This is a genomic window from Shewanella gaetbuli (assembly GCF_023284065.1).
Classification (GTDB): domain Bacteria; phylum Pseudomonadota; class Gammaproteobacteria; order Enterobacterales; family Shewanellaceae; genus Shewanella; species Shewanella gaetbuli.
This window is the reverse complement of the sequence record NZ_JAKIKP010000001.1, coordinates 305180-317989: the sequence shown is the minus strand read 5'-3', so window position 1 is coordinate 317989 and position 12810 is coordinate 305180. Positions and strand designations below refer to the sequence as shown.

Here is a 12810-nt window from a genome sequence, read left to right as displayed (position 1 = left end):
CCAAATGACACAAGATGAAATGAAAAAAGCCGCAGGTTGGGCTGCACTCAAATACGTTGAACCTAATACCATTGTTGGGGTAGGAACCGGCTCAACCGTGAATCACTTCATTGATGCGCTTGCCACAATGAAGGATGACATTAAAGGTGCGGTGTCTAGCTCAGAAGCGTCTACCGAAAAAATGAAACAGCTTGGCATTGAAGTGTTTGATTTAAATGATGTAGGTGAATTAGCGGTTTATGTTGATGGCGCAGATGAAATTAACGATCGCATGGATATGATCAAAGGCGGTGGTGCAGCTCTGACTCGTGAAAAAATTGTTGCTGCGGTGGCTAAAAAATTCATTTGTATTGTGGATAACACTAAGCAAGTCCCTATTTTAGGTAACTTCCCTTTGCCGGTTGAAGTTATTCCAATGGCACGTTCATATGTTGCCCGTGAGCTAGTTAAGTTAGGCGGTGATCCTGAATATCGTACTGGCGTAGTTACCGACAACGGTAACGTCATTCTTGATGTGCATAATATGAAAATATTAGATCCTAAAACATTAGAAACCCAAATTAATGCCATTGTGGGTGTTGTCACTAATGGCTTATTTGCTAACCGTGGTGCCGATGTACTGTTAGTGGGTACGCCTGATGGGGTTAACACTGTAACCCTTTAATTGGTATTAGCAATACGCTATAAAAAATGCCTGTTAGTTAGCACCAACAGGCATTTTTATTGAAAGAAAATAACCAATTATACCAATCACGATTGGTATTACACTTTAAACATACTCACTGATTGGTGTAATGCACTGGCGCGTAACCTTAAATCTTCCGATGACGCAGCATTTTCTTCTGAAGCATGAGAAGTTTCATCGGCAATATCACGAATAACCACCACGTTTTTATTCACCTCAGCCGCAACCATACTTTGCTCTTCAATCGCTGCAGCAATTTGGGTACTCATGTCCATAATGTTGGTAACATCATCATTAATTTTACGCAGCAACTCACCTGAACTTGCCGCTTGCTCAGCACTTTCACCGCCTTGTTTTTGGCTCACTTCCATTAATTGCACAATGGCACGGGTGCGTGTTTGTAATGTGGAAATAATATTGGCAATTTCTTCTGTCGACTCTTGAGTGCGCATAGCTAGACTTCTGACCTCATCGGCAACCACCGCAAAACCTCGGCCTTGTTCCCCTGCCCTTGCGGCCTCAATGGCTGCATTTAACGCCAATAAATTAGTTTGTTCTGCAATGCCACGGATAACATCTAACACGCTACCAATGGTTTTACTGTCTTGCTCTAATTCAGACACCACCTTAGAGGAGTCATTTAATTGGCTGGCCAATAACTGAATTTTTGCAATGGTTTCTTCAACACCCACTTGACCATGCTGAGCATTATCATGAGTTTGGCCGGCTTTTAATGCCGCTAGCTCAGTATTTTTAGCAATTTCATCAATCGTCGCACCCATTTCGGTTATCGCTGTTGCGACCATGTCAGTTTCATTAAGCTGTCGTAACACGCCTTCTGAGGCGGTTGTGGCGTTTTTGGAAAGCTCATGACATGAGTGGTTCATAGCATCAACGGCTTCATTAACTTGCTCAATTACGGCTTGGAATGACATCACCATACTGTTGAAGCTTTTAGCTATTCTTGACAATTCATCTTCGCCAGAATCGTCACAGCGTAAGGTTAAGTCTTTTGATTTTTCAATTTTAGCAATGACATCGGTAATATTATTCACCGGAGTGATAATGCTTTTAATGATAAAGTAAGTGAAAATTAGCAATGCCAAGGTAATAAAGATAAAAATACCAATTCCAAAGTAAACACTACTTTGTTCAGCGGAATGAATTTCAGCTAACGTTTGGTCATGCAACACTAATCGATTTTCATCCGTTTGATGAATGACATCACGCAATTGCTTCATTTTTCCGTCTGACTCGGTCAAGCCAAACTCTTTCTCTTTGTTAACTAAAGCCTTAAAATCATTGTGGTACTGTTCAATATTGGCTAATAATTCTGATTTTACATTCGCGGGTAAATACGTTTGGCTCACTTTGTCTTTGAACAAGGCTATATTGGCAGTAAAAGTATCAATATATTTGGGTAAACGACGTAACATGAAGTCTTTTTCATTGCGGCGAAGTTGCAGCATCACCACCAATAACGCATCTTCGTCATTGGCGTCTAATATGGTTTCAACATTATGTACTGCGGCTCTTAAATTACCGTACAAGCCAGTTTTTGGGGTTAAGCCTATTTCTTTTTGTAATACGACAATTTCATTAAAGATTTTTTGATATGTTTGAATGCTACTTTTTAGTCCCATCAACGCTGATGTTTGAATGCCCCGGTCATCTAAAACGGTTTCAACGTCATCAAACAGTCGCGCTAAGTCTTCAAAGTTTTTGTTATGCTTATCTAAGTACTTCACATCAAGGCGCGTTAAAAAGTCTTTTTCCTCTTTCCGCAACTCGAAAATTTCTTTCTCAATCTCAATCACACTAGCACTTGCAACAGCTAACTGTTGTTGCAGGTTAGTAGAATATTGTTTCAAAACAAACATTAACACTAAAGCAAAAATTGAGATTGCCGCACTCAACAATAACTTGGAGCGAATTAACATAAACTGTCCTTATATTTGTTTTATTAATATATAGCCGCTAGTAGCGATATTGGCTAACTTTTATTAATAAATTCATGTCATCGTTTCATGATACCTAGCTCTTTTATCGGCGATTGATTACGCTTCTGAAGAAATATTTAAAATTGTTGTAAACCTTTTCTGCTCTTCTAACTGTCTAATTAATAAATCTCAAATTTAGGAACCCATGTGACACAAAATAATGTGCCCAACATAAGCGATACAGATAAAGCGACTGCTTTTGATGAAGCCTATTACATTGCAAAAGCAAGTGAAGGCTGTCAAAAGGCATTCCAGCAGCTTTATTTGCAACACCATCGTCGGGTGTACGGCATATGTTTTCGCCTTAGTAGTAATCATGACCAAGCACAAGAAATTACCCAAAACTGTTTTGTGCGCTTATGGGACAAACTGGCAACGTTCAAAGGCGAAAGTTTATTCAGCACTTGGTTACACCAGCTTTGTGTTCGCCAAGCCATTAATGATTTAAAAGCACAGCAACGTTTTTGGCAGCGTTTTATTCCAATTGATAACCAGCATGACGCAACCGCTCAGTGCTCGATGCCTGAAATAGAATGTCATCAACTAGACAAACTGATTGCACAGTTGCCACAACGCACAAAAATTGTATTTGTATTGTGTGCCATTGAAGGCTACCAACATGAAGAAGTTGGCCAATTATTAAATATTGCTGTGGGCACAAGCAAAGCCCAATTTCATCGCGCCAAACAGATGTTACAGGAGATGTTGAAATGAAAAACATCCAACAAAATGAAATAGATAAAAGCGCAAACTTACAAGCGCTGTTATCTACTTTACCTAAAGAAATCGAGCCCAATAAAGACTTATGGCAAGGCATTGAAGTCCAAATAAATAAACCAAATAGCAGCGTAAAACCAGCTAACCGACTACAAAAATGGAAGCCGATTGCTTTAGCCGCCAGTGTGGTCATGGTAATGCTATTGTCTTGGTCAAATATTAACTCTGACCCCAATATTGATACGGCTCAGGTGACGGTTGAAAGTGCGTTACAAAGACAATCTACAACAGATTTGTTAGCCCTAATCGATACCATAGCCCTTACCCACCAGCAACAACTTGAGGGGTTGCAAAGTAATGCCACCTTAGTGACCTTGAGCAGTAGCAGCCAAGTAAGTCCATTCAACCAAGGGTTACAAGAACTACAAGCTGCTTCACTACAAATTCAGCAAGCGTTAAAAGCAGATCCCAATAACAAGTCAATGTGGGATATGTGGCAATGGATCATGCAACGAGAAATGACCTTGTTACAACGCCAACAGAAATCACCAATTAATCAAAATCATGCTATTGAAGGAAATCAAATATGAACAACACGACCGCTCATCTTTTAAGTAAAAGCGTTATTGCTTCAACAGTATTACTGGCATCAACATTTGCCAATGCCGTCACGTCAATTGATGAGCAAATGACCGTCACCTCACCTGTACTAGTTGATTTAAATGTGCAGCGTGGCGAAGTTGAAATTCTAGGCTGGGATAAAGGTATTATTCGGGTAACAGGCACCCTCGATGAGCGCTCACAAGCCTTTATTTTTGAACAAAAAGGCAATGAAATCGTCATTGAAGATAAACTGCCTAAAAGTTATAACGGTAATAATGAACAAGGCTCAGATCTGGTCATTTATGTACCGACACACATTAACCTAGAAGCCTCTGGCATTTCAGCTGATTACGAAGCTGCAAACCTCAACGGCAAAACCTTAATATCGGTGGTGAGTGGCAGTATTGAAGCTGAAAACATGACTGGCGAGATAAGCCTGAATACCGTGTCAGGCGAAATTGAAACAGAGCAACTTAATGGCAAAATCACTTTAGAAACGGTGTCTGGCGACATTAAAGATAAAAACACCCAAGGTACGATTGAATACCGTTTAGTCAGTGGCGAATTAGAGTCTGAAAATAGCCAAGTATCAGAGCTTAACATCGACAGCGTTTCAGGCGATATTGAAGGTAAATTTTTACTTGCTCAAAAAATAAAAGCAGTCACCGTCAGCGGAGATATGGATCTTAAATTATCCGAGGCTGTTTCAAAAGGACTGTTTGACTCTGTTAGCGGTGATATTAAGTTATCATTCGCTGCAACTCCAAACGTGACATTTGATATAGATGGCGGCCCCGGTGGAGATATTGACAACAGGCTGACCACAGACAAACCCGTTAAAGAAAAATACTCACCAGCTAAATCATTAACTTTTAGCACAGGCTCAGCTGATGGCAGAATTGAAATCACCACAATTAGCGGCGATGTAGAGTTAGAAAATAAGTAACCCGCACACACTAATACAACTAAGCAACACCTCATAAGTCGCCCAGTGTATTGGGCTATAAATGAGCGTGTTGCTTTTTTATATTTAAGCCGATAACGGTTCTACTACAGGTTGATTCTTTACGTTAACCGCACGCTTTTTTAAAAAATCGATAAAGGCTTTTTCATTAGCACTTTGGCTTTTTTCTTTTAAATAAACCACGCTGTAACGCGCAGATAACTCAGGCATCATTGTCGGCATTAAGCGAGTTAGCATGCCGTTATTGATTTCTGTTCTTACCGCAATTTCAGGGGTTAATGCCACAATATCTCCGGTCATAACGGCTTCTTTTATAGGATGAAACTGCTCAAAACGCACTAAACCGGCAAAGTCATCGCGCTTAATGGCAAATAAGTCTTCAAATGCATCAGCGACTTTTTGCGGTAAATGACGGGGAATTGCCAGCGGGAAATCCCTAAGTGTTGGCATGAAAACTCTAGGCAAAGATAAAAGTGGGTGCTGGGGACGACAGCAAAAAATGACTGGAAACGGCGGTAAATCGATCATTTCAACCAATTCACTTTGCTCAATTTCAGTCAGCTTGGTTTCTGCAACAAAAAAGTCTATTTGCCTATTTAACAACTGTTTATATAAATCATCCCAGCTGGCCACTTTAAGCTCAACTGTCATATCAGGATGTTCTTGTAAATACTGTCCAATAATAGGGCCAACAAGGCTGTTAGAAGGAATAGGGCTGGCACCAATAAAGAGTTCTCTAACGTCTAGCCCATTCAATTTACTAATTTCTTGTTGTAAACAATCATATTCACGGAGAATTTTTTGACTGTGCTCTAAAACCAGTAACCCTAACGACGTTATCTGTAAGTCTTTGGTATTCCTATAAAATAACTGCCCACCAATCAGTTGCTCAAATCGCTTAATACTTTTCGATAATGACGGTTGAGATATATCCAGTTTTTCAGCCGCACGGTAAAAGTGTCTTAACTCAGCTAACACTACAAAATGTTTTAAATGTCGAATTTCCACACTATTTCCTTATTATTTTTAGATTTTTTGCTTAGAACAATAGCAACAGAAAGTAAATCATTAGCACAATTCTAACAGAAGCTAAGCTGAGCCGAAGGCACGAAATGTTACAATGTTGTGACTTTTTGTATCAATAACACCTTTAAACCCCCTCAATTTAATCCCACTACCACCACAATAACCAGCCAAACACAAACCAATATAAGACCAACGTAAGGCCAACCATATGTTTACAAAGGGGTAACACACTAATTATTTGAACAGAGCTGATTCACATGATGCATTTCCATTCTCTAAAGGCATCTAGCTATAGGTAATGGATATTGGATGTCTTGATCACCAAACGATAAAAAGGAAGGTGAACAGACGAGGTTAACGTCTGTGCAAACAACAAAGGGAACATAATAATAATGAAACTAAAACAAATAAGCATAATGACGCTTACAGCTATATATGCTGGAGCTGTTGGTGCTAGTGCTGTTACTAGCTCATTAACAACGCCTAATGGTGCTGAAATGAGGCCAATTGAAGTCAATGATGCCGTTATTGAATTCAATGAGAATCGCTATAAAGATCGAGCAATAACTAATAGTAGTGCTACCGTAACCAACGGTCGCAATATGCATCGTGCAGTAAGCGACACTAACCGTAAAGTCCCGTTTAAATATGAAGATAATATAGAGGGCGAACAAACCTATATTATTGAATTATCAGATAAACCGGTATCGCTTTATAATGGTGGCGTTAACGGTCTACAAGCTACCACGGCAAGAGTAAACAACATTCCTGCAAGTTTAAGTCCTGATTTACATAATAAAATAGACGTTAAAAACTCAGCAGTTAAAGCCTATAGAACCCACCTTTTAGAACAACAAGAGTCTGTTATTTCTGAAATAACAAGCACGGTTGGTTCAGCTGAAACCATTGCGCAATACCAATTAGCATTCAACGGTATGGCAATGAAAATGACCCAAGAACAAGCGGCACAAGTAGCATTATTGCCTAATGTCGTTAATGTTACTCGCGAGAAAATGTACGAGCTACATACAGATGTTGGGCCACAGCATATTGGTGCAGATAAATTTTGGACCGGTGAAGTCACTGGTGAAGCCTTTACAGGTAAAGGCATTGTGGTTGGCGTATTAGACACAGGTATTAACAGTGACCATGTTTCGTTTGCTGCTCAAGGTGATGACGGCTACGTTCATCAATTACCTGCTCGTTATGATGGTTACTTAGGTGACTGTGAACTAGAAGAGTTTGAGTCAATGTGTAATGACAAACTCATCGGTATTCGTTCTTACCCTGTCATTACTGACACTTATTCAGATGCATCTTTCCAACCAGATAAAAATTGGTGGGAAATTACCGACCCACTTAGACCTACCAATGGTGAAGATTACAATGGTCACGGTTCTCATACCGCCTCAACCGTAGCGGGTAATATTTTACTTGATACTGAATATACCGTCCCTGACGTAGGCGAAACCAGCGATGGTAAAAAAACCGGCCTAAAATTACCCCGCATTTCAGGTGTAGCCCCTCACGCAAACGTTATTATGTATCAAGTTTGTCACCCTGGTGACGGCTCATTAAACCAGTATAGTGGCTGTCCTGGTTCTGCTTTACTGGCCGGTATTGAAGATGCCATTGCTGATAATGTTGACGTTATTAACTATTCCATCGGCACAACTTATGGTGCATTCCCTTGGGAAGACCCAATGGAAATGGCATTTCTAGCTGCGCGCGAAGCAGGTATTTCTGTTGCCGCATCAGCAGGTAACTCATTTAATCCTATTCAAGCCAAAATTCGTCGCGGGGCAATTGATCATTTATCACCTTGGCTAACTTCTGTTGCCGCAACTACCCATACCCGTGAGTTTGGGGTAGAAGGTAAAATGTTAACCAACTCTATGGGTGGTGAACAAGACTTAGCAGACATTGAAGGTGGTGGTATTACAGACGAATACACTGGCCCAGTGGTAGATGCTAAAGCCTATGGTTGGGAATATGAAAAGTGTAACGAACCCTTCCCTGAAGGTTTCTTTGACTTAGACCCAGACGGTAATGCCTTTGATACAGCACCAATTGTAGTCTGTAAGCGTGGTGATATTCCACGTGTAGAAAAAGCCATTAATGTTGCCGCTGGTGGTGCTGGCGCAATCATTCTTCGCAATGCTCGTTCGTCTGAAAGCATTAGCAATGACCCATTTGTTATTCCTGGCATTCAAATTTCATATGCCGCATATAATGGTGACTCATCAAATAATTGGTATGGTTTATCTAAGTGGTTAGCTAATGGTAGCGATCATCAATTAACCATCACCGCCTCAGAAGTTGTTACCAAAGAACGTGAAGCAAACTACGTAGCAGATTTCTCATCTCGTGGTCATAACTTTGACAACCCTGAAGTGATGTCACCAAACTTAGCTGCACCTGGGGTTGACGTATATGCAGCCTTTGCTGATGACATGCCATTTACAGCCGTAGGCACTCCAACTGATTTTCACGCAATTAGTGGTACCTCTATGGCTGCACCACACGTTGCTGGTGCAATGGCGTTATTAAAGCAAGCTCAACCAAGCTGGACTCCTGCACAAATTCAGTCTGCCTTAATGACAACGGCAAGTTTAGAAGGCGTTAATCGCGCGACCGAAACCTATCCATATGATGGCTCAGAGCCTGCGCAATTTAGTGATGCGGGTAGCGGGGTAATTAATGTTGCTAGAGCCTATAAAGCTGGCCTGATTATGGATGAAACTGCCGAAAACTATCGCGCAGCTAACCCTAAAAATGGTGGTACGGTTAACACGCTAAACTTACCTTACTTCTATAACGAAGATTGCAATGGCACTTGTACAATGATGCGTACCTTCACCGCGACAGCAGATGGTAGTTGGACGGTAGATGCGCAAACATTGTCAATGGAAGGTGCAGATATGCTGTCACTTGAGGTTGAACCAAGAAGCTTTAGCTTAGCCGCTGGTGAAACTCAAACCATTATGCTGACCGCTAAAGTACTAGAGGTACAAGCGCCCAATGTAGACTCATCATCGCTACGATTATTGGGCGATGTGGTACTGACTCCAAGCGACACGAATATGCCTGAACAGCATTTACCTGTCAGTATTCGTTATAGCACTAACAATATGCCTGAAAATGTTATGGGTAATATCCATCGTCAACAAGGGCATTTATTAACTCCTGAAATCTACACTGATGAAATTCAGCAATTTAACTTCCAAGCGAATGGTCTAGTAAAAGCTGAACGCATTGATGTTCAAATGCATCGCAGTGACGCCAGAGACTATGCAGGACGTGAGGCACGTGAAGCCGATGGCCAAGTGGTACGCTTCTTTGAAGTTCCTGAAGGCACTAAACGTATTATTTGGGAAGTCATTGACGCTGATTACAATGCATATGCATCACTTGATTTAGGTAAAGACGTTAATAATGATGGCGATATTCAATGGTTTGACGAAGCCATTTGTTATTCTCGAATCGACAATAATGACTTCTGTGCCATTAATAATCCAACTCCTGGTACCTACTGGGCATACGCTTCAAACTACAAATACGAAAGTGAAGATGTTGACAACCTAGCAGATAACTTTACTCTTGCGCTAGCCATTATTGGTGACCAAGATTTTGGTAATTTAACCGCTACAGGCCCAGACACCAGTAACGGTATGGACCCTTATCGTGTCAAACTTGACTATGATTTACCTGACGCGCAAGAAGGTGATATTTACTACGGTTATGTTGGGCTAGGTAGCGATGCATATAATGATGCCAACCTAGGTTATATCCCTGTTCAGTTAGTTCATAATGGCGCAGACACTGAAGTAACTGCGAGTCAAACCAGCGCTAAAGCTGGTGACATTGTAGACTTTGAAGTCTCTGTTGCACCTAATTTGTTAGGTGGTGAACGTCAATTTACCTTAAACACTGAGTTAGCTGCTGGATTCCAGTTAATTGAAGATTCAATTCAAGTTGCTGGTCTTACTCATTATGCAGAAGACATGTTGGTTGAAGGTAACACTATTAGTTTCAACTCCACTCAGCCTTCATCTGCTGACACTAAACGCCACTATGTGTTTACGACTAGCCTTGAAGATGCAACTTGTCGTGTGCCAAGCTCAATTCAATTTGATGATGACCATTACGTTGACTTAAGTAAGCACCTTGCAAGCTCTGCAATGGGGATTACGGGCTATTCAAACCAATACTTGTCATTACCTATGTCAAGCAGCGGTTTACCGCATGTACCTCTGTATGGTGCAGAAAAAGAGATGTTACATGACATCTTGGAAATCTCGCCATTTGGTTATGTGAAGTTTGATGAAATGCCAGAGTTCTATAGTTATCACTTTGAGTTCAATGACGCATTCCAAACCTTCCCTGATACGGTTGTAGCCCCATTATGGCGTGGTGACGTTATGATGCCTGAAGCAACTTTTGATTACGATCGTGGTGAGGTTATCAATAATGTATATGGTGCCATTTTAGGTGATTACTATGTATTCCAATGGAAAGGTGGCCAAGAGTTACGTCACTTCTTTACCGGTAACCTAAATCCAGATCCTGATGCATACTTTGATGTTGAAACAATTATATCAACCAACATTGATTTTGCTCCAGGCCAACATGAAATCATGTACGCTTATAAATCCATTGAAAGTGCAAATGCCCACTTCGGCTCAATTGGTACCCATGGTTATTGGGGAGAGCGTGCCACATTTGCACCAGTAAATGGCTGGTTAAATGATGGCTTTGCTTACAACAATGTTGATGAAAAAGTTTCTGAAGGCTTAATGGTATGTGCTAACTATCAAGGCCCTGAAAGTTCTGCCTTAAAAGTTAACTTCTCAGCCAGAGTGTCTGCTGCTGCAGTTGGATTAGATAATGCAGTAACAGTAACAAGCCAGTATGAAGATTCTGAATCAGTATCTGTTTCTACTGAAGTCAGTGCGCCAAGTAATATTCAGGTGATTGCGTTAAACGATCAAATGATCGAAGAAAACAACACACTTGAGTTAACAGTTCAGTATGCTGACCAAAAGAATACTGTTAACGGTATTATGGTTGAAGGTGACAACATCAGCGCCGTTGTTGACGGTAATAATATCACCATCACCCCTGCCACTGATTGGCATGGCGAAACCATGGTAACGGTTACCGTTCACGATATGGCCTACCCTAGCGACCAAGCTTCAACAAGCTTTATGCTAACGGTTAACTCTGACGGTGTTGAACCTACTCCACCAGCACCTACACCAGAGCCAGAAGCAGACACAAGCTCAGGTGGTAGCCTTGGCTTCATCAGCTTATTGTTACTGAGTTTAGTTGGCGCATCACGCCGTAAACATCTAGGTAAGTAACAATGCAATAAAATAGCTAACGCTAAACTGTTAGTGACTCAAAGGCCTTCATAACGAAGGCCTTTTTTATTAAAACCCCCAAACAACGCCCACAAAAAAGGCCTTCCGAAGAAGACCCTTTTAGCAGATTACGATAATTAATCGGCTATAAATTCAAATAAGAAAATCTGCCGCTTATCGTACTATCCAGTCATTACTGCTCTAAAGCGTGACAGTCAGTACACTCTTGGATAGTTAATGACTCGTCATGCATTTCCATGTCGATTTCATGTGCATCACCAATTGCGTGACAATCAGTACATACAGCTAAAGTAGCTTCGTTTTCAGTGTGCATTGCAACATCAACGTTTTCGTGACAATCAACACAATCTACAGCCATTGCAGAGCCAGCGAAAAATAGTGCAGCAAATAAGATTGAATATTTCATATATACTCCTAAGAAATTTAGGCGCAGGTCAGTATTATGCGTTCCAAAGCTCAATCTTCACTGCACTCGTTTATTATGTACATTAACTACTAATTAAAGTGAGATTTCAAAATTATAGTTTAAAAATGCTAACAACTTCAAAATTTTAAACTTCCAAACCATCAAATATCAGCATAACAACATGAATGCAACATTTTGTATAATTTATCACTAAACAAAAATAACTCAAGTCAGTATTACACAGAGTTTAGGAATAATTAATCAATTGAATCTATTTCTTCTTGGGTTAAATGGCGCCATTCACCTGGCATTAACTCTGAATCCAATTGTATTTCACCTACCGCTTGACGGTGTAAATTAACCACTTTATTACCCACAGCAGCAAACATTCGTTTTACCTGATGATATTTACCTTCACTGATGGTGAGCTGCGCATTATGACTATCAATAATGTTCAATATGGCAGGTTTAGTTAGCCCATCTTCATTACGCAGTTCAATTCCATTGGCAAATACGCTTATTAATTCTGCTGAAATTGGGTCAGCTAATTCAACTAAATAAGTTTTACCACAATCTTTTTTAGGTGAGGTAATTTTATGTGACCATTGGCCATCACTGGTAATAAGTACCAAGCCGGTTGTATCAGCGTCTAACCTGCCAGCAATGTGTAATGTGTCTGGCTTTTCAATATCCATCAGGCTTAAAACAGATGGATACACCTCATCAATAGTCGAACAAATAGTATCCACTGGTTTGTGCATCATGATATAACGATGGCCGATAACGGAGATCAACTGACCATCTAAGTAGACCTCCGTCTTTTCTGATACTTTAAAACCGGGGTCTTTAATCACCACCCCATCACAGGTTACTTCACTTCTATGCAAGGCTTTCTTTGCCATAGAACGCGTCAATTCAGTACTTTCACAGATAAATTTATCTAACCGCACAGTTATCACCAACAACACAAATTTAGCGACATTATGCGGCCTAATACTCTAAATAGAAATAACAGCTAATCAAAA

9 protein-coding genes are annotated in these 12810 nt (G+C 40.5%); 5 read left to right on the top strand and 4 right to left on the bottom strand.

Annotation, left to right across the window (positions count from 1 at the left end):
• Window positions 1-4 precede the first annotated feature (4 nt).
• The gene (gene rpiA / locus L2672_RS01350; RefSeq protein ID WP_248994031.1) at window positions 5-664 is read left to right on the top strand and encodes a ribose-5-phosphate isomerase RpiA; all 660 of its coding nucleotides are present in this window, start codon (window positions 5-7) and stop codon (window positions 662-664) included.
• A 98-nt stretch (window positions 665-762) separates the two neighbouring features.
• On the opposite strand, the gene L2672_RS01345 is transcribed toward rpiA, so the two are convergent.
• Window positions 763-2625: a methyl-accepting chemotaxis protein gene (locus tag L2672_RS01345; RefSeq protein WP_248994030.1), complete on the bottom strand. Its 1863-nt coding sequence runs from the start codon at window positions 2623-2625 to the stop codon at window positions 763-765.
• A gap of 231 nt (window positions 2626-2856) precedes the next feature.
• Between L2672_RS01345 and L2672_RS01340 the strand changes: the two genes are divergently transcribed.
• The 3 genes from L2672_RS01340 to L2672_RS01330 are packed head-to-tail and all read left to right on the top strand — an operon-like array spanning window position 2857 to window position 4951.
• On the top strand, window positions 2857-3399 hold the full coding sequence (locus L2672_RS01340) for an RNA polymerase sigma factor (RefSeq protein WP_248994293.1): 543 nt from the start codon (window positions 2857-2859) through the stop codon (window positions 3397-3399).
• Window positions 3396-3992 carry a hypothetical protein gene (locus tag L2672_RS01335; protein WP_248994029.1) on the top strand — a complete coding sequence of 199 codons (597 nt, stop codon included), beginning with the start codon at window positions 3396-3398 and terminating at the stop codon, window positions 3990-3992. The genes L2672_RS01340 and L2672_RS01335 overlap by 4 nt, the downstream gene beginning before the upstream one ends.
• The gene (locus L2672_RS01330; RefSeq protein WP_248994028.1) at window positions 3989-4951 is read left to right on the top strand and encodes a DUF4097 family beta strand repeat-containing protein; all 963 of its coding nucleotides are present in this window, start codon (window positions 3989-3991) and stop codon (window positions 4949-4951) included. Before L2672_RS01335 ends, L2672_RS01330 begins: the two co-directional genes overlap by 4 nt.
• Window positions 4952-5035: 84 nt before the next feature.
• Here L2672_RS01330 and L2672_RS01325 read toward each other — a convergent pair whose 3' ends face one another.
• Window positions 5036-5977, bottom strand: a complete 942-nt coding sequence (locus tag L2672_RS01325; RefSeq protein WP_248994027.1) for a LysR family transcriptional regulator — start codon at window positions 5975-5977, stop codon at window positions 5036-5038.
• Window positions 5978-6387: 410 nt separating this feature from the next.
• Between L2672_RS01325 and L2672_RS17270 the strand changes: the two genes are divergently transcribed.
• Window positions 6388-11358 (top strand): S8 family serine peptidase, encoded by a 4971-nt coding sequence (locus L2672_RS17270; RefSeq protein WP_275974903.1) that lies wholly within the window; start codon window positions 6388-6390, stop codon window positions 11356-11358.
• Window positions 11359-11551: 193 nt separating this feature from the next.
• Here L2672_RS17270 and L2672_RS01310 read toward each other — a convergent pair whose 3' ends face one another.
• Together L2672_RS01310 and rsuA are read right to left on the bottom strand one after the other, a co-directional pair.
• The gene (locus tag L2672_RS01310; protein ID WP_248994026.1) at window positions 11552-11785 is read right to left on the bottom strand and encodes a cytochrome c3 family protein; all 234 of its coding nucleotides are present in this window, start codon (window positions 11783-11785) and stop codon (window positions 11552-11554) included.
• Between the two features lie 257 nt (window positions 11786-12042).
• Window positions 12043-12735 carry a 16S rRNA pseudouridine(516) synthase RsuA gene (gene rsuA, locus L2672_RS01305; RefSeq protein ID WP_248994025.1) on the bottom strand — a complete coding sequence of 231 codons (693 nt, stop codon included), beginning with the start codon at window positions 12733-12735 and terminating at the stop codon, window positions 12043-12045.
• Window positions 12736-12810: the final 75 nt, after the last annotated feature.